A 20,992-nucleotide genomic window follows, 5' to 3' on the forward strand; every position below is an offset into this window, starting at 1 on the left:
GATCATGACCACGACCGGACACCTCGAAGAAGCCCTCGAACGGGTCCACGCAGCCGGCCCGGAGTTCGACGGCTGGCTCACGAACCACGCCCCCATGGTCGTCGAGGCACTGGCGACGCACGGACAGACCGGCGCGGTCCACCGCTGGCTGGACCTCTACCAGGACAGGCTGGACGACTTCCCCGACCGCTCGGAGCCGGTCACGGACGCCAACTGGGCCGAGGCGCTGGGCGATCCGCGCCGTATAGCGGACTGGACCGACTACTACGCCCGCATGCTCGCCGAGCGGCCCTGGCGGGACGTCCTCGCGACCTGGTGGCCGCGGCTGCTGTCCGGCCTGTACGGCGGCGCCACACACACCGTCATCCGCGTCGGCCACGCGGTACGCGCCCTGGAAGCCGCCGAGACCCCGCCCCGCATCGCGGAGTTCGCGCACGCCCTGGGCTACTGGGCGGCACGGCACCAGCCGCTGACCGGCATCACCGCGGTGCCGGGCGCGCCGACGGCCGCCCAGGCCCTGGACGCCGTACCGGCCATCGCGCCCGGCAACGTGGGCTTCCGCAAGCGCCTGGCCGCCGTGCATCAACTCCCCGTCTGGGCGGACGACGTGACCGACCCCGACACCGCACGCGCCCGCCTCACCGAGCTCGTGCACGCCGCGACCCACCGCTACGCCACCCACGGCCACGGCGAGCCGACCATGCTGGTGCACGCGGCCACGGCCCCCAACGCCGTGCTGCGCACCCTCGATTCCCTCCCCCGCGACCTGTGGGCGCCGAGCCTGCACGCCGCGTGGACCGCGTCCGCGGCGGTGACCGCGATGTACGGCCCGGTCGAACCGGTCGCCTACACGCCACCGGCCCGCCTCACCCCGGAGGAGGTCCTGGAACGCGCCCTCGCGCACGGCGACGAACACGTCATCAAACTCGCCGACACGGCCCTGGACGTCGGCGACGAGCAGGCACTGGCGGCGGCGCTGCGCGCGGTGGAGATGAGTGATCCACTGGTCTGATCCCGCCGGTACGGCACGGACCGTCCACCCGAAGGGTCTATCGTGTCCCGCATGTCCGTGCCCGAGCTGATCCGTATCGTCTCCCGCGACTCGCCCATGGCGCTGGCCCAAGTGGAGCGTGTCCGCGCCGAGTTGGGCGTCCTTCATCCAGGTGTGCGCACCGAGGTCGTGCCGGTGAAGACGACCGGTGACAAGTGGCTGGGCGACCTGTCCAAGGTGGAGGGCAAGGGGGCGTTCACCAAGGAGGTCGACGCCGCGCTGCTGGCGGGCGAGGCCGATCTCGCGGTGCACTGTGTCAAGGACGTGCCGGCCGACCGGCCGCTCCCGGCCGGCACGACGTTCGCCGCGTTCCTCAAGCGCGACGACATCCGGGACGCGCTGATCCACCCCGGCGGGCTCACGCTGGACGAGCTGCCCGAGGGGACGCGGATCGGCACCTCCTCGGTGCGCCGGGTCGCCCAACTCGCCGCCACCCACCCGCATCTGGAGTGCGTGCCGTTCCGCGGCAACGCCAACCGGCGGCTGGCCAAGCTGGCGGCCGGGGACGCGGACGCGCTGCTGCTCGCGGTGTCCGGCCTGGAGCGCATCGGCCGCGAGGACGTGATCAGCGAGATCCTCTCCCCCGAGACGATGATGCCGCCGATCGGCGCGGGCATCCTCGCCCTGCAGTGCCGGGAGGGCGACACCGAGCTGATCGACGCGGTCAGCGGTCTCGGCGACCCGGACACGCACCGGGAGGCCACCGCGGAGCGGATGTTCCTGCACGTCCTCCAAGGGCACTGCAACAGCCCGATCGCCGGGTACGCGCGCGTGGACCACGGTGGCGAACTGTCGCTGCGGGCCTGCGTGTTCACTCCCGACGGCAAGACCCGGCTGAACGCCCACGAATGGGCGGGCCGCCTCGACCCGGCCACGCTCGGCACGTCGGCGGCCGTCGCGCTGCTGCGTCAGGGCGCCCGCGAGATCATCGACGGCATCCCGCACTGACCGGGGGCGACGGTCAGGCGGTGCCCTCCTCGGCCTGGTCCCGCAGGAAGTTGCTGACCTGGCAGGCCAGGCCCTCACGGGCCGCCCCCGGCTGCACGGACCCTTCGAGCAGACCGATGCCGCCCGCCCACAGCCGCCGGTCGGCCCAGTCGTCGTCGACGCGCAGCTGGATCTGCACGTCGACCTGGCTCAGCGCGGCCTCCGGTCCGGCCGCGTAGAGGACGGCGGTGGCCCGGCGCAGGGGGTAGACGTCGAAGCCCTCGATGAACTGCGAGTTGCGCCAGTCGATGAAGGCGCTCTCGCCGTCGGGGCCGACCCGCACGTCGATCTGACCGTCCTCCAGATGGATCGTGGAGTGCCGGGCACCGCGGTTCTCGACCGTCACCCGCACACAGAAGTACGTGAGCCCCTCGGCGGCGTCGTCCCGTCCGCGTGGTGGCTCCGCGGCCTCCAGGCGGTGGACGCGGACACGCAGGCCGGCAAGCTCGTCGTACTCCTGCCAGTCCCCGACCACGTTCGGCTCGTACACAATCCACCTCTCCACCCTCAGAGAGCTGCTTCCTATCTGTGTGCTCAGTGCACTGTCAAATGAGCAGAATGCGCTGTGGCCAGCCCATTCACCCCCTTTGATCAGCGATCATGCCGTGCGCAGGAAGAATCCGCCCGGAGCGCTCCTCGGGCCGTGCTCGGGCGTGCCGCACATCACGTCCGCGCGCATGATCAGCGAGCGAGCCGGCCGAGCAGTGAAGAGGCCGCGGCGATGCCGAGCGCGGCGGCGACGAGGAGCACCGCGAAGTCGAGCGCGAGATGCGCGGGTGTGCCGAGGAGGAGGCCGCGCAGGGCGTCCACCTGATAGCTGAGCGGATTGACCTTGCTGACCGCCTGGAGCCAGCCCGGCATGACGGAGAGCGGGTAGAGGGCGTTGGAGCCGAAGAACAGCGGCATGGTGATGGCCTGTCCGAAACCCATCAGCCGGTCACGGCTCAGGACGATGCCGGCGATGGTCATCGACAGGCAGGAGAAGAAGGCCGAGGCGAGGACGACCACCGCCGCGACGCCGAGCAGCTTCAGCGGGTTCCAGGTCAGGGCGACGCCGAGCACGGCGGCGATGAGGACGACGACCACGGCCTGCACGAGCGACTTCACGCCGGCCGCGAAGGCCTTGCCGGTGATCAGCGCCGAGCGCGGGGTGGGGGTGACGAGGAGCTTGTTGAGGATGCCGGCGTCGCGCTCCCAGATGATCTGGATGCCGTAGAAGATCGCGATGAACATCGCGGACTGGGCGATGATCCCGGGCGCGAGGTAGTCGATGTAGGGGATGCCGTCGGTGGGGATCGCCTTGATGCGGGTGAAGGTCTGGCCGAAGATCAGCAGCCAGAGGGCCGGCTGGACCGCACGGGTGTAGAGCTCGGTGCGGTCGTGGCGCAGTTTCTGCAGTTCCACGGCGCACATCGCGCCGACCCGGGCGGGCAGCAGCCGCCAGCCCGCACGGGGCCGGGGCGGCTGGAGCAGCAGGCCGATGCCGTCAGCCGACGCGGCCTGCGGTACGGCGGGTGCTTCGGACATCGCGGAAGTCTCCTGACTCGTCGTCGAGGCCGCTGCCCGCGACCTCGCGGAAGACGTCCTCGAGGGTGGGCAGGGTGGTCGTGCCGCGGCGTGCGGCGAGGCCCTGGCGCAGTTCGGCGGGGGTGCCGAGGGCGCGGACACGGCCGTGGTGCATGAGGCCGACCCGGTCGCAGTACTGGTCGGCCTCGTCCATGTAGTGCGTGGTGACCAGGACGGTCATGCCGGTGGCCGCGCGGACGGCGTTGATGTGCTCCCACACCCCGGTGCGGGCGATCGGGTCGAGGCCGATGGTCGGCTCGTCGAGGATCAGCAGCCGGGGCGCGCTGACCAGGGCCTGGGCGAGTTCGAGGCGGCGGACCATGCCGCCGGAGTAGGTCTTGGCGAGCCGGTCGGCGGCGTCGGTGAGGTCGACGGCGGCGAGGGCCTGCCCGACGCGCGCGGCGCGCTCGCGGCGGGGCACGTCGAAGACGCGGGCGAACAGGGCGACGTTCTCGCGGCCGGTCAGGCCCTGGTCGGCGGACAGCTGCTGCGGCACGTAGCCGAGCAGGCGTCGTACGGCCATCCGGTCCTCGGCGGTGTCGTGCCCGAAGACCCGGACCATGCCCGCCGGTACCGGCAGCAGGGTGGTGATGCAGCGGATGGCGGTGGTCTTGCCCGCGCCGTTGGGTCCGAGCAGTCCGAAGACCTCGCCCTCGGCCACGGTCAGGTCGAGTCCGTCCACGGCGCGGGTGCCGCCGAAGGCGTACGCGAGCCCGGTGCACGCGACGGCGTCCGGTGTCATGGCTCCTCCCCTTCCTCACGCAGGTTCTCGGCCAGCAGCCGCAGCGCGGGGACCGCCGCGACCAGCGCCTGCCGGTCCGCCTCGTCGAGCTTGGCGACCTGTTGGCGTACGAGGTCGGCGCGGCGCCGGCGCCATGCGGCGAGCCGGGCTTCGGCCGCCGGGGTCGGCAGCAGCCGGGCCGCCCGCCGGTCGGCGGGGTCGGTCTCGCGCACCAGATAACCCTGCCGGGCCAGCTGGTTGACCAGCGTCGACACCGAATTGCCCGCCAGGTAGAGGTCCTTGGCGGCGTCCGAGATGCGGATGCCGGGCCGGGCCACGACGAGCCGCAGCAACTCCACCTCGGCGCCCCGCAGTTGCGGCGCTGGCGTCTCCCGGCGCAGCCGGCGCCGGATCAGCCGCTGGACCCCGACGAGCGCATCGGCCAGCTCCTCCGGAAAGGTCTCGTGCTCCACACCACCGAGATTAGCTCTGTAGCAGAGGTAATGAACCCAAAGGACGGTCAAGGCCGAGGGAAGCTCCGCGGCTGCGACGTGTTTGGATCGGTTTGTAGCGGGAATTCGCATTTATGTGCTTCGGACAGGAGGCACGTCCATGGGAGCCGCTCCCCGGCCCCGGCGTCCTCCGCCTGTCGTCCGCGCAGCCCTCCTCCCATGGTGTCCGTCCCGCCGGCACCCGCTGAGGAGGTGCGCACGATGCCTGTCACGACCAGGACGAAGCCGCACCCGCATGACGACGCCCCCGACACCGCCGACGATTTCGTCCGCCTGCGCGAACTGCCCGACGGCCCCGAGCGCCGCGCCCTGCGCGACGAGCTGATCCGGCTGTGGCTGCCCATGGCCGAGCGGATCGCCGTCCGCTTCAAGGGCCGCGGCGAGTCCCTGGAGGACCTGTACCAGGTCGCCGCCCTCGGACTGGTCAAGGCCGTCGACCACTACGACCCCGAGCGCGGCCACGCCTTCGAGGCGTACGCGGTCCCGACCGTCACCGGTGAGATCAAGCGGCACTTCCGCGACCACATGTGGACGCTGCACGTGCCGCGCCGGGTCCAGGACCTGCGCAACCGCGTCCGGCGCTCCGCCAAGGAGCTGTCGCAGACGATCCCGGGACGTGTCCCCACCGTCGCCGAGATCGCCGAGCACGCCCAGCTGACCGAGGACGAGGTGCGCACCGGCATGGAGGCGCTGGAGTGCTACTCCGCGCTGTCGCTGGAGGCGGAGATGCCCGGCACCGACGGCTACGCCCTGGGCGACGCCCTCGGCGGCCCCGACCCCGGCTTCGACGTGGTCGTCGACCGGGTGTCCGTCGCCCCCTGCCTCCTGGCCCTGCCGGAGCGTGAGCAGACCATCCTCTACCTGCGCTTCTTCGAGGGGATGACCCAGAGCAGCATCGCGCAGCTGCTCGGCATCTCCCAGATGCACGTCTCCCGGCTGCTCAGCGCCTGCTTCGCCAGGCTGCGCACGGAGCTGGAGGCGGAGGTGCGCTGAGCGGTCACTCCGAGGGGGCCCCGGGGATCTGGGTCGGGCCGTGCCGGTCGAGAGCGGCCTCCAGCTCGGCGCGGATCTCCGGGGGCATCCGTCCGTCCCGGCCCCAGATCAGGATGAGGTCGGCGACATTGCGGAGCTTGATGTTCGTCCGCTGGGAGACCTCCTTCAGGACCTCCCAGCCCTCGTCCGGTGTCACCCGGCCGAGCGCCACCATCATCCCGATCGCCTGGTCCACGACGGCGTGCGAGGCGACGGCCTCCTTCAGCTGCTCGACCTCCTCTTGCAGTTCGAAGATGCGGCCGGCCTCGTCGGAAGAGTCGCTCAATGCGGGGGTCACGCTTCCATCCTGCTCACTCGACCGGCGCAATGCCACCGGACCTGCGATGTCGTTTCGGGCGCGCCGCGAGGGTACTCGACAGGCGCCCGGCACAGTTCCGGTTGGACACTGGAGACAGACCGGTGGCTGCCCGGCCGGCGAGACCAGGACACGACTGCCATGAATCACGACATGAAACTTCCCCGTGGGACGACGGATGTCGTCTCCACGCACTCCGTGTTCGGCGCCCCCTGCTGGGTGAGCCTGACCAGCCGCGACCTGGAGACCACCGAGGGCTTCTACGCCGCGGTGCTGGGCTGGGAGTGGCGGCCGGCCAGGCTCGGCGACCGGTTCCGGATGGCGGTGGTGGACGACACGCCGGTCGCGGGGATCGCCGCGGTGGCCTCGATGTGGCAGATGGCCGTCGCCTGGACGCCGTACTTCGCGGTGGCCAGCGCCGACGAGGCCGTCGCCCGGGCGCAGGAGCGGGGCGGCACCGCCGCGGTGGGGCCGCTGTCCTTCCCACCGGGACGGGCGGCGCTGCTGGCCGACCGGGACGGGGCGGCCTTCGGGATCTGGGAGGGCGAGCTCTTCTCCGACTGGGAGAGCTGGCGGCGCGCGTCCCCCGCCTTCATCCGACTGCACACCCGCGACGCCTTCGACGCCGCGATCTTCTACGGCGAGATCCTCGACTGGGCCTCGGACCGTCCCGGGTGCTGCGAGGTCACCTACGAGGGCGGCGAGGTCGTGCTGCGCAGCCGGGGCGAGATCGTGGCGCGGATCGAGTCGGGCGCGCTGGGCGCGGCACCCGACCCCACGATCCGCCCGCACTGGCAGGTGCACTTCGCCGTCTCGGACGTCTCCGCCTGCGCCCGCGCCGCGGAGATCCACGGCGGCAGCGTCCTGTCGAAGAGCGGTGACGAGGCGGTGCTGCGCGACCCCGACGGGGCCCAGTTCACCGTGACGTCGCGTCCGTCCCGCTGACCGGAGCGCTCGCCGGGGGCCGCGACAGCAGCACCAGGCTCCGCGCCCCGACGCTCACCACCGAGTCCGCCTTGTGCTCCACCTCGTCCGCCCCCTGGGGCTGCGCGGTGTCGATGAGCGTCGTCCAGCGTTCGCCGTACGCTGGTTCCGGCAGCCGGAAGTCCACCGGCTCCCAGTAGCTGTTCAGCAGCAGCAGGAAGGAGTCGTCGACCACCGGACGGCCGCACGAGTCGGGTTCGGCGATGGCGTCACCGTTGAGGAAGGCGCCGACGGAGTGCGCGTCCGAGCGCAGCCAGTCGCCGTCGGTCATCTCCCGCGCGTCCGGCGCGAACCACACCAGGTCGGGCAGCGGCTGGCCCGCGTACGTCACGGTCTCGCCGCGGAAGAAGCGGCGGCGGCGCAGGACGGGGTGGGCGGCGCGCAGGGCGACGACGTACCGGGTGAAGTCGGCGAGGGCGCGCTGTTCGCCGGTCAACCGCCAGTCGATCCAGGAGACCTCGTTGTCCTGGCAGTAGGCGTTGTTGTTGCCGCGCTGGGTGCGGCCGAGTTCGTCGCCGTGGCTGAGCATCGGGATGCCCTGGGACAGCAGCAGGGTGGCGATGAGGTTGCGCTGCTGGCGGGCGCGCAGCTCCAGGATCTTCGGATCGCGGGTCTCGCCCTCGGCGCCGCAGTTCCAGGAGCGGTTGTTGCTCTCGCCGTCGCGGTTGCCCTCGCCGTTGGCCTCGTTGTGCTTGTCGTTGTACGAGACGAGGTCGCGCAGCGTGAACCCGTCGTGCGCGGTCACGAAGTTGACGCTGGCACGCGGGCGGCGCCGGCTGCGCTGGTACAGGTCGGAGGAGCCGGTCAGCCGGGACGCGAACTCGCCCAGCGAGCCGGGCTGGCCGCGCCAGAAGTCCCGTACGGTGTCCCGGTACTTGCCGTTCCACTCCGACCACAGCGGCGGGAAGTTGCCCACCTGGTAGCCGCCCTCGCCGACGTCCCACGGCTCGGCGATCAGCTTGACGCGGCTGATCACCGGGTCCTGCTGGATCAGGTCGAAGAACGCCGACAGCCGGTCCACCTCGTGGAACTGCCGGGCCAGCGTGGCCGCGAGGTCGAAGCGGAAGCCGTCGACATGCATCTCGGTCACCCAGTAGCGCAGTGAGTCCATGATCAGCTGAAGGACGTACGGGTGCCGCATCAGCAGGCTGTTGCCGGTGCCGGTGGTGTCGTAGTAATGGCTCCAGTCGCCGTCCACCAGACGGTAGTAGGAGGCGTTGTCGATACCGCGGAAGGAGAGCGTGGGGCCCCTCTCGTTGCCCTCGGCGGTGTGGTTGTAGACGACGTCCAGGATCACTTCGAGGCCGGCCGCGTGGAGCGCCTTCACCATCGACTTGAACTCGGCGACCTGACCGCCGCGGGTGCCGTGGGCGGCGTAGCCGTTGTGCGGGGCGAAGAAGCCGATGGTGTTGTAGCCCCAGTAGTTGGACAGACCGCGGTCCTGGAGCACGCCGTCGTGGACGAACTGGTGGACCGGCATCAGCTCCACCGCGGTCACCCCGAGGGACGTCAGGTGCTCGACGACCGCGGGGTGGGCCAACCCGGCGTAGGTGCCGCGGAGTTCGTCGGGGACGTCGGGGTGGGTGCGGGTCAGGCCGCGGACGTGGGTCTCGTAGATGACCGTGTCGGCGTACGAGCGGCGGGGCGGCTGGTCCGTGCCCCAGTCGAAGGCGGGGTCCGTGACCACGCCGAGCAGGGTGTGCCCGGCGCTGTCGGCGTCCGGGGCGTAGAGCGAGGGGTCGTTGTCCATCTGGCCGTCCACCGCCCTGGCGTACGGGTCCAGGAGCAGCTTCGCCGGGTCGCAGCGGTGGCCGAGTTCCGGATGCCAGGGCCCGTGCACCCGGTAGCCGTAGCGCTGCCCCGGACCGATCCCGGGCAGGTAGCAGTGCCACACGAAGCCGTCGACCTCGGCGAGCGGGACGCTGCGGTGGCTGCCGTCGTCGTCGACGAGGACCAGCTCCACGCACTCGGCGACCTCGCTGAACAGCGCGAAGTTGGTGCCCTTGCCGTCGAACGACGCTCCCAACGGGTAAGGGTGCCCGTTCCAGACGGGCACCCCTACCGTGCGTCGGCGCTTCGCGGTCACCGGGCGTCCTCCAGGACGCCGCCCACGACCGGTTCCTCGCGGGGCACCTGGAGCACCTCGCGCAGGCTCGGCGCCGGGGCCGTCGGCACCAGCGGGACGCGCTCGCCGGCGCGGGCGCGCTGCGAGAACCAGATGACCTTGCTGCCGGTCTCGGTGGCGCAGCAGCCCCACCCGTCGCTCATGGCGGCGATGTGCGCCAGGCAGCTTCGGAGGTCCTGGTCCGGGCGCAGGTCGCGGTCGTTGTCACCGATCGCGGTGATCAGGTGCTGGCCGTTCCACCACATCTCGATCGACGTCTCCTTGTCGGTCGCGTGCTCGTCGATGGCCCTCAGCAGCATTTCGGCACCGCGACAGACGGGCTCGACGAGGGTGTCGAGATCCCAGTACCGGAGGTGAGCGGCCAGAATGCGCTTGACCTGGCCGACCCGTTCCGGGGTGACTTCCACGTCGAGGTGGTAGTAGCAGGGCACTGCGGTCTTCATCTTCGTTCGCTCCTCACCGGCGAAGCTCCGCCTTCACCTCGCCCCTGCGGGACGAGCCCCGAACGCGCAGCGTGAGCAGTGATCGCTCCTGAGTGACCTCAAGCGTGCGGGGGCTACGCCATTCGTGCAACACGAGCAGATCAACGGCCGGATCGCCGCCCGATGCGCGATGGTTGAAGATCCAACAAGACGCTGCGTCGTCACGCGTGCACCATGAGTGAGACCCCCCACGGAAGGTGAACCGCGCCATGCTGCTACCGGCCAAGGCCGAAGTCGCCCGGCAACTGCGGCGGTACCGGGCCTGGGAGCGCGTGATGCTCACCTCCCCCGCCGACCGCACGGTCCGGGCCACCTTCGAGGACTCGGGCTACACCCTGTGCGTGCTCATGGGGAAGCGCTGCGCCCGGGAGGCCGCCGACGCCGCCGAACGCTATCTGCGGATGGGTGTCGTCACCTACCTCCAGGAGCAGGACGCGCAGCTGTGTGCCAACGCCCCGGTGCACCGGGGCCCGCCGGTGGAGCTCAGCCGTTCTCCCGCGGGGAGGTAGTCCCTTCCGGCGCAGCTTGGATCCCCGGCCGGGCCACATGGCCCGGCCCTCGGCACGGCGGAGGCGAGACCCATGAGTGCGAGCGAGACTATCGGCCGTATCCCGGTGCGGGACGTCCGGCCGGCCGTCGACGGCGGCCGCAGCCCGGCCAAGGCGGTCGAGGGCGAGACCTTCCGGGTGACCGCCACGGTGTTCCGCGAGGGGCATGACGCGGTCGCCGCGAACGTCGTCCTCACCGACCCCGAGGGCCGGCCGGGCCCGTGGACGCCGATGCGTGAGCTCGCCCCCGGCACCGACCGCTGGGGCGCCGACGTCACTCCCGGCTCGGTGGGCCACTGGACCTTCCATGTCGAGGCCTGGGGCGACCCGATCGCCACCTGGCGCCGTCACGCCGGCATCAAGATTCCCGTCGGTCTCGACGTCGGCCTCGTCCTGGAGGAGGGCGGCGACCTCTACGAACGGGCGGCCGCCGGGGTGCCCGAGGCCGCCGGGCAGGCGCTGGTGCTGGCCGCGGCGGACGCCCTGCGCGACGACTCGCTGAGCGTGTCGGCCCGGTTGGGGGCGGCGTTGACGCCGGAGGTGGACGCGGTCCTGGCCGCGCACCCGCTGCGGGAGTTCGTCACCGCCTCCGCGCCACTCCCCCTGCTGGTCGAGCGGGAGCGGGCGCTGTACGGCTCCTGGTACGAGTTCTTCCCGCGCTCCGAGGGCACCCCCGAGCGGCCGCACGGCACCTTCCGCACCGCCGCGCGCCGGCTGCCCGCGATCGCCGCGATGGGCTTCGACGTCGTCTACCTGCCCCCGATCCACCCGATCGGGACGACCTTCCGCAAGGGCCCGAACAACACCCTGGCGGCCGGTCCGGACGATGTCGGGGTGCCGTGGGCGATCGGCTCGCCCGAGGGCGGCCACGACGCCGTCCACCCCGACCTGGGCACGATCGAGGACTTCGACCACTTCGTGCAGCAGGCCGCCGCGCACGGCCTGGAGATCGCGCTGGACTTCGCGTTGCAGTGCTCCCCGGACCACCCCTGGGTGCAGAAGCATCCGGAGTGGTTCCACCACCGCCCGGACGGCACCATCGCGTACGCGGAGAATCCGCCGAAGAAGTACCAGGACATCTACCCCATCGCCTTCGACGCGGACCTGGACGGTCTGATCGCCGAAACACTGCGGGTGCTGCGGCACTGGATGGACCACGGGGTGCGGATCTTCCGGGTCGACAACCCGCACACCAAGCCGGTCGTGTTCTGGCAGCAGGTGATCGCGGACATCAACGCCACCGACCCCGACGTGATCTTCCTGGCGGAGGCGTTCACCCGCCCGGCGATGATGCACACCCTGGGACAGATCGGCTTCCAGCAGTCGTACACGTACTTCACCTGGCGCAACACCAAGCAGGAGCTCACCGAGTACCTGACCGAGCTGTCGGGGGAGGCGGCCGCCTACATGCGGCCCAACTTCTTCGCCAACACCCCCGACATCCTGCACGCCTACCTCCAGCACGGCGGCCGGCCCGCCTTCGAGGTCCGCGCCGTCCTGGCCGCCACCCTCTCCCCCACCTGGGGCATCTACAGCGGCTACGAACTGTGCGAGAACACCCCCCTGCGCCAGGGCAGCGAGGAATACCTGAACTCGGAGAAGTACCAACTCCGCCCCCGCGACTGGGAGACGGAAAAGGACAACATCACCCCTCTCATCGCCCAGCTGAACGAGATCAGGCGCCGCCACCCGGCACTCCACCGCCTCAGGAACATCCGCTTCCACACCACCGACAACGACGCCGTCATCGCGTACAGCAAGCGCACCGGCTCGGACACGGTTGTGGTGGTCGCCAACCTCGACCCTCACCACACCCAGGAGGCCACGGTCTCGTTGGACATGCAGCAACTCGGCCTGGACGGGAACGCATCCATGTCGGTGCACGACGAACTGACGGGTGAGACCTACCAGTGGGGCAGGAGCAACTATGTGCGCCTGGACCCCGGCCGGGCACTCGCGCACGTGCTCCACGTCCAGCCGTCGGCACCGCAGAGCGGAGGGTCCAGCGCGTCATGACTGTCAACGAGCCCGTCCACGACACCTTCGAGGACACCCCGGCCAAGGACCGGGACCCCGACTGGTTCAAGCGCGCCGTCTTCTACGAGGTGCTCGTCCGATCCTTCCAGGACAGCAACGGCGACGGCGTCGGCGACCTCAAGGGCCTCACCGCCAAGCTCGACTACCTGCAATGGCTCGGCGTCGACTGCCTCTGGCTGCCGCCCTTCTTCAAGTCACCGCTGCGCGACGGCGGTTACGACGTCTCCGACTACACCGCCGTCCTCCCCGAGTTCGGCGACCTCGCCGACTTCGTGGAGTTCGTCGACGCCGCCCACCAGCGCGGCATGCGCGTCATCATCGACTTCGTCATGAACCACACCAGCGACCAGCACCCGTGGTTCCAGGAGTCGCGCAACAACCCCGACGGCCCGTACGGCGACTACTACATGTGGGCCGACGACGACAAGCAGTACGCCGACGCCCGCATCATCTTCGTCGACACCGAGGCGTCCAACTGGACGTACGACCCGGTCCGCCAGCAGTACTTCTTCCACCGCTTCTTCTCGCACCAGCCCGACCTCAACTACGAGAACCCGGCGGTCCAGGAGGAGATCCTGGCGGCCCTGCGCTTCTGGCTGGACCTCGGTATCGACGGCTTCCGCCTCGACGCCGTCCCCTATCTGTACGCGGCCGAGGGCACGAACTGCGAGAACCTGCCGCCCACCCACGAGTTCCTGAAGCGCGTGCGCCGCGAGATCGACCTCATGTACCCGGACACCGTGCTGCTGGCCGAGGCGAACCAGTGGCCCGAGGACGTCGTCGACTACTTCGGCGACTACCAGTCCGGCGGCGACGAATGCCACATGGCCTTCCACTTCCCGGTCATGCCCCGCATCTTCATGGCGGTACGGCGCGAGTCCCGCTACCCGGTCTCGGAAATCCTCGCCAAGACCCCGGCCATTCCCTCCAGTTGCCAGTGGGGCATCTTCCTCAGGAACCACGACGAGCTCACCCTCGAAATGGTCACCGACGAGGAACGCGACTACATGTGGGCCGAGTACGCCAAGGACCCGCGGATGCGCGCCAACATCGGCATCCGCCGCCGCCTCGCCCCGCTGCTCGACAACGACCGCGACACGATCGAGCTGTTCACGGCTCTCCTGCTCTCCCTGCCCGGCTCGCCGATCCTCTACTACGGCGACGAGATCGGCATGGGCGACAACATCTGGCTCGGCGACCGCGACGCCGTCCGCACCCCCATGCAGTGGACACCGGACCGCAACGCCGGCTTCTCCACGGCCGATCCGGGACGCCTGAACCTGCCGATCATCATGGACCCGGTCTACGGGCACCAGGTCACCAACGTCGAGGCGTCCATGGCGTCGCCGTCGTCGTTGCTCCACTGGACCCGCCGCATGATCGAGATCCGCAAGCAGAACCCGGCGTTCGGTCTCGGCTCGTTCACGGAACTCCAGTCCTCCAATCCCGCTGTGCTGGCGTTCCTGCGCGAGTACGAGGACGACCTGGTCCTGTGCGTGCACAACTTCTCCCGTTTCGCCCAGCCGACGGAGCTCGATCTGCGTGAGTTCGACGGCCGCCATCCGGTGGAGCTGTTCGGCGGGGTGCGCTTCCCGGCCATCGGCGAGCTGCCCTACTTGCTGACGCTGGCGGGACACGGTTTCTACTGGTTCCGGCTCTCCCGAGTCGCATCCCGCATCGGCCGACGACTTTGAGCGTGTGCCGACGAAAGGACGCGTCACCATGCCGAAGACCGCATTCCCGAGCCCGAGCGACACGGCCGTCGTGGGGCCCATGGCCTCACTGGCCGGGCTCCTGCGCGAGTGGCTGCCCCGGCAGCGCTGGTTCGCGGGCAAGGACCGGCCCGTCACGGACCTGGCACTGCTGTCCCTGACGGAGCTGTTCCCGGGCTGTCTGCATCTGCTGGTCCGCACCGGACACCCGCCCGTCCCCGCCCCCGGCGGCACCACGGCCGGGTCCGGGGACTGCTACCAGCTGCTCCTCGGCGTCCGGAAGCATCTGTCGCCGCGGCTCGGCCGGGCGCTGATCGGGCGGGCCGAGTCGGGGCCGTTGGCCGGGCTGACGGTGTTCGACGCGTTGCAGGACCCGCGTTCGGCGCAGCTGTTCCTGGACCGGCTGCGGCATCCGGGCGCGGCGGGCCCGCTGCGCTTCGAGGCCGACCCGGCGGTGTCCGTGCCGACCGGGCTGGTGCCGCGGGTGCTGGACGCCGAGCAGTCGAACTCCTCGCTGGTGTACGGCGACGCGTTCATCCTGAAGGTCTTCCGGCGCGTCCAGCCCGGCATCAACCCCGATCTGGAGGTACCCGGCGCGCTGGCCGGGCAGGGCTGCCGTCGGGTGCCCGCCCCCGTGGCCTGGTTCCGGACGACGCATCCGTACGGGGCCACGCTCGGCGTGCTCCAGCCGTTCTTGCCCGACGCCTCCGACGGCTGGACGCTGGCGCTGGAGGCGCTGGCCCGCGGCGACGACTTCACGGCGCAGGCCCGTGAGCTGGGCCAGGCCATGGCGGACGTCCACCTCGCCCTGGCCGCGGCGTTTCCCGTCGAGGCCGCTCCGGCCGACGCCGATCCGGCCGGCGGACCCGCCTGCGACCAGAACAGCCGCACGGCGGCCGCGATGACCGAGCGGCTGACGTCCGCCGCGCACTGCGTCCCCGCCCTCCAGCCCTTCGCGCCACGGCTGCGGACGGCGTTCGCCGCGCTGGAGGGCTGTGACGCCGGGCCGCCCGCGCAGCGCATCCACGGGGATCTGCATCTGGGCCAGGTGCTGTGGGCCGGGCGCGAGTGGTTCGTGATCGACTTCGAGGGCGAGCCGTCCCGTCCGCTCGCCGAACGCCGCAGCCCGCACTCCCCGGTCCGGGACATCGCCGGGATGCTGCGCTCCTTCGACTACGCCGCCCGGCAGCGCCGCCCCTGGCGCCCGGAGTGGGCGCGCCGCTGCCGGGAGGCCTTCTGCGCCGGCTACGCCGCCCGGGCCGGCTGGGACCCCCGCAAGAAACACGGCCTGCTCCGCGCCTACGAGACGGACCGAGCCGTGTACGAAGTCCTGTACGAGGCCAGACACCGCCCGGACTGGCTCCCGGTACCGATGGCGGCGATCGAGCGACTCGCCGTAAGGGGAGGCTGAAGCCATGGCCCTGCGTGACACCTCACCCCCCGAGGCGGGCGGTCCGGTCCCCTGCCGTGCCGCGCCCGCCCTGGACCCCGGCGACCGTGCCCGGCTGCTGGCGGGCGCCCACCACGACCCGCACGCCCTGCTGGGCGCCCATCCGGTGCCCGGCGGGATCGTCTTCCGTGCCCTGCGTCCCTTCGCGCGCGCCGTGAGCGTGGTCGTCGACGGGAAGCGCAGCCGGCTCGCCTCCGAGGGCGACGGCCTCTTCACCGGCGTGCTCCCCCTGGCGGCGATCCCCTCGTACACCCTGCTGGTGGCGTACGAGGACGGCGAGCACGAGGTCCACGACCCCTACCGCTTCCTGCCCGCCCTCGGCGACACCGATCTGCACCTCATCCGTGAGGGCCGGCACGAGGAGCTGTGGAAGGCGCTCGGCGCCGAGCCGATGACCCACCAGGGCGTGACCGGCACCCGCTTCACGGTGTGGGCGCCGAACGCGCAGGGTGTGCGGGTCGCCGGCGACTTCACGTGCTGGGACGGCACGGCGTTCCCGATGCGCTCGCTCGGTGCGGCCGGGGTGTGGGAGCTGTTCCTGCCGGGGATCGGGGAGGGCACCCGGTACAAGTTCGAGATCACCTCCCGGTCGGGTCATCGCTTCTTGAAGGCGGACCCGATGGCCCGGCGCGCCGAGGTCCCGCCGGACACCGCGTCGATCGTGACCGTGTCGCACTACGAGTGGGACGACGCCGAGTGGATGGCCCACCGGGGCGATGTCGCGGTGCACGAGGCGCCGTTCTCCGTGTACGAGGTCCATCTGCCGTCCTGGCGACCGGGGTTGACGTACCGTCAGCTCGCCGAGGAGCTTCCGGCGTACGTCAGCGATCTAGGGTTCACGCACGTCGAGCTGATGCCCGTCGCCCATCACCCCTTCAGCGGCTCCTGGGGCTACCAGGTGACCGGCTTCTACGCGCCGACGGCCCGGCTGGGCTCGCCGGACGACTTCAAGTACCTGGTCGACGCCCTGCACCGGGCCGGGATCGGTGTGATCATGGACTGGGTGCCCGCTCATTTCCCCAAGGACGACTGGGCGTTGGGCCGCTTCGACGGGGAGCCGCTGTACGAGCCCGGGGACTGGCGGCGGGCCGAGCATCCGGACTGGGGGACGTACGAGTTCGACTACGGGCGCGTCGAGGTGCGCAACTTCCTGGTCGCCAACGCCGTGTACTGGTGCGAGGAGTTCCACATCGACGGGCTGCGCGTGGACGCGGTCGCCTCGATGCTCTACCTCGACTACTCCCGGGACTCCGGCCAGTGGTCGCCCAATGTGTTCGGCGGCCGGGAGGACCTGGACGCGATGGCCTTCCTTCAGGAGATGAACGCGACCGTGTACCGCCGGGTGCCGGGCGTCATGACCATCGCCGAGGAGTCCACGGCCTGGGACGGGGTGACCCGGCCGACCGAGAGCGGCGGGCTGGGGTTCGGGCTGAAGTGGAACATGGGCTGGATGCACGACTCGCTCGACTACGTCCAGCACGAGCCGGTGCACCGCAAGTACCACCACCACGAGATGACGTTCTCGATGGTGTACGCGTACAGCGAGAACTACGTGCTGCCGATCTCGCACGACGAGGTCGTGCACGGCAAGCGGTCGCTGGTGTCGAAGATGCCCGGCGACTGGTGGCAGCAACGCGCCAACCACCGCGCGTACCTGGGCTTCATGTGGGCCCACCCGGGCAAGCAACTCCTCTTCATGGGGCAGGAGTTCGCCCAGGGAGCGGAGTGGTCCGAGCCCGACGGCCCCGACTGGTGGCTGCTCGATCCCGACTACGGTGCCGAAGCCGATCACCGGGGCGTCCGGGACCTGGTCCGTGACCTCAACGGCCTCTACCGTCACACCCCGGCGCTGTGGCAGCGCGACACCACCCCGGACGGCTTCCAGTGGGTGGTCGGCGACGCGGCGGACGACAACGTCTTCGCGTTCCTGCGCTACGACGCCCACGGCAACCCTCTCCTCGCCGTGTCGAACTTCTCCCCCGTCGTCCGGCACGACTACCGCCTCGGCGTCCCCGGCGACGTCCCCGCCTGGCGGGAGGTCCTCAACACGGACGCCGGGCGCTACGGCGGGAGCGGGGTCGGCACCTCCGATCCGGTCAAGCCGGAGGACGGTGTCCTCGCGCTCACGCTGCCGCCGCTCGCCACGGTCTGGTTCACGCCCGTGTGATTGGCCGCCGCGTGGGCAGTCGGGGTACGGACCCCGTCGTGATGGCAGAAGGGCGGCCCCACGTGCGCACCGTCGGAGTGGAGGAGGAGCTCCTCCTTGTCGATCCTGAGACCGGCGAGCCCCGGGCTCTGTCCGCGGCCGTCCTCGCGCGGGCCGCGCTGGACGAGGCGGACGGGGAGGTGTTCGAGAAGGAACTGCACACCGAGATGCTGGAGTTCGCCACGCACCCGCAGTCGGGGATGGCGGACCTCGGTGCGGAGATCGTCCGCTGCCGCAAGGAGGCGGCGCGGCTCGCCGAGGGGCTCGGCTGCACGGTGGCGGCCCTGGCGACCTCACCGTTGCCGGTCCAGCCCTCCATCGGGGTGGGACGCCGCTACCAGTGGATGGCGGAGCAGTACGGCATCACCAGCCGCGACCTGGTACTCGGCTGTCACGTCCATGTGTCCGTGGAGTCCGACGCCGAGGGCGTCGCGGTGATCGACCGGATCCGGCCGTGGCTGTCGGTGCTGTCCGCGATCAGCGCCAACTCCCCGTTCTGGCAGGGCGGCGACACCACGTACAGCAGCTATCGCAGCCGGGTGTGGCAGCGCTGGCCCTCGGCCGGGCCGACCGAGGTGTTCGGCTCGGCGGAGTGCTATCACCGGCGGGTCGCGGACATGGTCGCCACGGGGGTGCTCCTCGACGAGGCGATGGTCTACTTCGACGCGCGACTGTCCCGGCGCTATCCGACGGTGGAGATCCGGGTCGCCGACGTCTGTCTGCACGCGTCGACCGCCGTACTGGTCGCGACCCTCGCCCGCGGCCTGGTGGAGACCGCGACCCGCGAGTGGCGGGCCGGCCAGGAGCCGCTGCCGCACAGTGTGAGCCTGCTGCGGCTGGCCGCGTGGCGGGCCGCACGGTCGGGGCTGACGGAGGAGCTGCTGCATCCGGCGACCATGCGCCGGATGCCCGCGGAGGCCGTCGTACGGGCGCTGCTGGACCACGTCGGCGAGGCGCTGGCGGAGACCGGTGACCTCGACTGCGCGCGCGAGGCCTGCGCGGAGCTGCTGCGGTCCGGCAACGGGGCGCGCGTCCAGCGGGAGCTGATGGAGCGGACCGGGAGTCTGCGGGAGGTCGTCCGGGAGTGCGTGCGCCGCACCCAGGCGTGAGAACCCGGCGGTGTGCCCCGCGGTAACGCCGAGATCACCAAACCGGCGCTCCTTGTCGAATCCGGACACCGACCGCTCCCGCCTGGGCTACATTCAGGCACCGCCGATAACGGTTCTCATCGGTGGAGTCACACCCCGTACACATCAGGAGCAGCGCATGCGCGACGTGGCCCTCGCTCCCCCGTCCGTCTCCCCCCTCACCGGCGGGCTCGCCGACAGCGTCTTCGAGACGGCGGACCGCAACCCCACCCTGCCGATGCTCGCGCGCCGCTCCGGTCCCTCCGCCGCTCCATGGGAGGAGGTGACCGCCGTGGAGGTGCGGGACGAGGTGGTGGACCTGGCCAAGGGGCTGGTGGCCTCCGGCATCGCGCCCGGGCACCGCGTGGCGATCATGGCGCGGACCCGGTACGAGTGGACGGTCCTCAGCCATGCCCTGTGGGCGCTGGGCGCCGAGGTCGTGCCGATCTATCCCACGTCGTCGCGCGACCAGGTGGAGTGGATCCTCCGGGACGCGGCCTGTGTCGGCGTCTTCGTCGAGGACGAACAGAGCGTGATGACGGTCGGGTCGGTGTGCGCCTCGCTGCCCCGGCTGCGGCACGTCTGGCAGCTGGACACGGGGGCGCTGGAACAGCTCGTGGAGCGGGGCGCGTTCATTCCTTTCACGACGGTGGAGTCGCTGCGCCGCATCGTGCTGCCGGACTCCACCGCGGCGGTCGTCTACACGTCCGGCACCTCCGGCCGGCCGATGGGCTGTGCCGTGAGCCACCGGGGCCTGGCCAGCGCCTGCGACGTGCTGCTGGAGGGCTGGGGGCACACGGTGGTGCCACCCGGCGGCCAGGGCAGTGTCCTCGCCTTCCTGCCCTTCTCCCATGTGTACGGCCTGCTGGTGCAGAGCCTGTGCATCCGCGGCGGTCTGCTGATGGGCCACGAGCCGGATCTGAGCCCCGAGACGCTGTCGGCGTCCCTGCTGTCGTTCCGGCCCACCTACTTCTGCGGTGTGCCGTCGCTCTTCGAGAAGATCTACAAGAACTTCCTGCGGATGGCCCAGCAGGCGGGCCGCGGCGCCCTGTTCGAGCGGGCCGCGGAGACCGCCCGGGACTTCGCGGCGGCCGTCGAACGCCATCGGCTGGGCCTGGGCCCGGGTCCCGGCCTGGACCTGCGGCTCCAGCACGCGCTGTACGAACGGACGGTGTACCGCAGACTGCGGGCCGCACTCGGCGGCCGGGTGCTGCGCGCGGCCTCAGGCGGGTCGCCGCTGGGCCGTGAGCTGTGTCTGTTCTACGAGGGCATCGGTCTCTACGTGAACGACGCCTACGGACTGACCGAGACCAGCGGCGGCATCACGGCGCAGCCCGTGGGCCGGGAGAAGTCCGGCACCGTCGGACAGGCCCTGCCCGGCACCGACATCCGGGTGGCCGACGACGGGGAGATCCTGGTGCGCGGCCCCTCGGTGTTCCAGGGGTACATCAACGACGAGGCCGCCACCCGGGCGGCGCTGGGCCGTGGCTGGCTGGCCACCGGAGACCTGGGATACCTCGACCCCGAGGGCTATCTGACGATCACCGGCCGCAAGAAGGACGTCGTCATCACCAGCGGCGGCAAGAGTGTGGCCCCGGCCTTCCTGGAGCAGCGGCTGCGGATGCACCCGCTCATCCACCAGGCGGTGCTGGTCGGCGACAACCGGCCCTGCGTCGGCGCCCTGATCACCCTGGACCCGGACTTCCTGACCCACTGGCGCGCCGCGCTCGCGCTGCCGGGGGACGCGCCGAGCCGGGAGGCGCGGGAGGAGAACGCGCTGCGGGAGGAGATCGGGCGGGCGGTCGCCGCGGCGAACAGTTCCGTGTCCCATTCGGAGTCCATCCGCGTCTTCCGGGTGCTGCCGGAGCCCTTCGACCGCACCAGTGCGCTGCTCACGCCGTCGATGAAGCTGCGCCGGGACGCGATCGTCGAGCACTACGCGTTCGAGATCGACGCGATGTACCAGGCCCGATCCCACGGCACCCGGCAGCGGCTGCCCGAGGAGCCGGCCGGCTGGGAGGACCAGGACAATGTCTTCCGGTGACAGAGGTACCCGTGGGTCCGATTGACCCCGGCCGCTTCGGGAACTCGCACAAGCGCCGACGTCGAACGACGCCGGCCGAACGACCTGGCCGA

At 71.1% G+C, this 20,992-nt stretch carries 18 protein-coding genes; 11 read left to right on the top strand and 7 right to left on the bottom strand.

Going from position 1 to position 20,992, the window contains the following annotated elements:
* Positions 1–4 precede the first annotated feature (4 nt).
* Complete coding sequence (locus EJC51_RS05470) at positions 5–1,012, top strand: questin oxidase family protein (protein ID WP_126269974.1); 1,008 nt, start codon at positions 5–7, stop codon at positions 1,010–1,012.
* A gap of 51 nt (positions 1,013–1,063) precedes the next feature.
* Positions 1,064–1,999 (top strand): hydroxymethylbilane synthase, encoded by a 936-nt coding sequence (gene hemC / locus EJC51_RS05475; RefSeq protein WP_126269975.1) that lies wholly within the window; start codon positions 1,064–1,066, stop codon positions 1,997–1,999.
* A 13-nt stretch (positions 2,000–2,012) separates the two neighbouring features.
* Here the strand turns inward: hemC and EJC51_RS05480 are convergent, their stop codons facing one another.
* From EJC51_RS05480 to EJC51_RS05495, 4 genes are all read right to left on the bottom strand, one after another.
* The gene (locus EJC51_RS05480) at positions 2,013–2,528 is read right to left on the bottom strand and encodes a hypothetical protein (protein WP_126269976.1); all 516 of its coding nucleotides are present in this window, start codon (positions 2,526–2,528) and stop codon (positions 2,013–2,015) included.
* A 191-nt stretch (positions 2,529–2,719) separates the two neighbouring features.
* Positions 2,720–3,565: an ABC transporter permease gene (locus EJC51_RS05485; protein ID WP_126269977.1), complete on the bottom strand. Its 846-nt coding sequence runs from the start codon at positions 3,563–3,565 to the stop codon at positions 2,720–2,722.
* Positions 3,525–4,346, bottom strand: a complete 822-nt coding sequence (locus EJC51_RS05490) for an ABC transporter ATP-binding protein (RefSeq protein ID WP_126269978.1) — start codon at positions 4,344–4,346, stop codon at positions 3,525–3,527. Before EJC51_RS05490 ends, EJC51_RS05485 begins: the two co-directional genes overlap by 41 nt.
* The gene (locus EJC51_RS05495) at positions 4,343–4,798 is read right to left on the bottom strand and encodes a MarR family winged helix-turn-helix transcriptional regulator (RefSeq protein ID WP_126269979.1); all 456 of its coding nucleotides are present in this window, start codon (positions 4,796–4,798) and stop codon (positions 4,343–4,345) included. Before EJC51_RS05495 ends, EJC51_RS05490 begins: the two co-directional genes overlap by 4 nt.
* Before the next feature lie 240 nt (positions 4,799–5,038).
* On the opposite strand from EJC51_RS05495, the gene EJC51_RS05500 reads away from it, so the two are divergent.
* Entirely contained in the window at positions 5,039–5,830 is a 792-nt protein-coding gene (locus EJC51_RS05500; protein ID WP_126269980.1) for a SigB/SigF/SigG family RNA polymerase sigma factor, read from the top strand.
* Positions 5,831–5,834: 4 nt separating this feature from the next.
* On the opposite strand, the gene EJC51_RS05505 is transcribed toward EJC51_RS05500, so the two are convergent.
* On the bottom strand, positions 5,835–6,167 hold the full coding sequence (locus EJC51_RS05505; protein WP_244362505.1) for an ANTAR domain-containing protein: 333 nt from the start codon (positions 6,165–6,167) through the stop codon (positions 5,835–5,837).
* A gap of 159 nt (positions 6,168–6,326) precedes the next feature.
* Here EJC51_RS05505 and EJC51_RS05510 point away from each other — a divergent pair, with 159 nt between their 5' ends.
* The gene (locus tag EJC51_RS05510; RefSeq protein WP_126269981.1) at positions 6,327–7,130 is read left to right on the top strand and encodes a VOC family protein; all 804 of its coding nucleotides are present in this window, start codon (positions 6,327–6,329) and stop codon (positions 7,128–7,130) included.
* Here EJC51_RS05510 and glgX read toward each other — a convergent pair.
* Positions 7,102–9,225: a glycogen debranching protein GlgX gene (glgX, locus tag EJC51_RS05515; RefSeq protein ID WP_126276829.1), complete on the bottom strand. Its 2,124-nt coding sequence runs from the start codon at positions 9,223–9,225 to the stop codon at positions 7,102–7,104. The two genes, EJC51_RS05510 and glgX, sit on opposite strands and share 29 nt — an antisense overlap.
* Positions 9,226–9,251: 26 nt before the next feature.
* Positions 9,252–9,737, bottom strand: a complete 486-nt coding sequence (locus EJC51_RS05520; protein WP_097259896.1) for a pep a2 — start codon at positions 9,735–9,737, stop codon at positions 9,252–9,254.
* 248 nt (positions 9,738–9,985) lie between these two features.
* Between EJC51_RS05520 and EJC51_RS05525 the strand changes: the two genes are divergently transcribed.
* From EJC51_RS05525 to EJC51_RS05555, 7 genes are all read left to right on the top strand, one after another.
* Complete coding sequence (locus tag EJC51_RS05525) at positions 9,986–10,285, top strand: DUF5133 domain-containing protein (protein WP_126269982.1); 300 nt, start codon at positions 9,986–9,988, stop codon at positions 10,283–10,285.
* Between the two features lie 72 nt (positions 10,286–10,357).
* A complete protein-coding gene (locus tag EJC51_RS05530) occupies positions 10,358–12,340 on the top strand; it encodes an alpha-1,4-glucan--maltose-1-phosphate maltosyltransferase (RefSeq protein WP_126269983.1) in 1,983 nt (660 codons plus the stop codon).
* Positions 12,337–14,055 (top strand): maltose alpha-D-glucosyltransferase, encoded by a 1,719-nt coding sequence (gene treS / locus EJC51_RS05535; protein ID WP_126269984.1) that lies wholly within the window; start codon positions 12,337–12,339, stop codon positions 14,053–14,055. Before EJC51_RS05530 ends, treS begins: the two co-directional genes overlap by 4 nt.
* A 28-nt stretch (positions 14,056–14,083) precedes the next feature.
* A complete protein-coding gene (locus tag EJC51_RS05540) occupies positions 14,084–15,484 on the top strand; it encodes a maltokinase N-terminal cap-like domain-containing protein (RefSeq protein WP_126269985.1) in 1,401 nt (466 codons plus the stop codon).
* 4 nt (positions 15,485–15,488) lie between these two features.
* Entirely contained in the window at positions 15,489–17,690 is a 2,202-nt protein-coding gene (gene glgB / locus EJC51_RS05545) for a 1,4-alpha-glucan branching enzyme (protein WP_126269986.1), read from the top strand.
* A gap of 62 nt (positions 17,691–17,752) precedes the next feature.
* Positions 17,753–18,838 carry a glutamate--cysteine ligase 2 gene (locus tag EJC51_RS05550; protein ID WP_126269987.1) on the top strand — a complete coding sequence of 362 codons (1,086 nt, stop codon included), beginning with the start codon at positions 17,753–17,755 and terminating at the stop codon, positions 18,836–18,838.
* A 157-nt stretch (positions 18,839–18,995) separates the two neighbouring features.
* Positions 18,996–20,900 (top strand): AMP-dependent synthetase/ligase, encoded by a 1,905-nt coding sequence (locus tag EJC51_RS05555; protein WP_126269988.1) that lies wholly within the window; start codon positions 18,996–18,998, stop codon positions 20,898–20,900.
* Positions 20,901–20,992 lie beyond the last annotated feature (92 nt).

Origin of the sequence: Streptomyces aquilus, assembly GCF_003955715.1 — a bacterium.
In the GTDB taxonomy this organism is placed as follows: domain Bacteria; phylum Actinomycetota; class Actinomycetes; order Streptomycetales; family Streptomycetaceae; genus Streptomyces; species Streptomyces aquilus.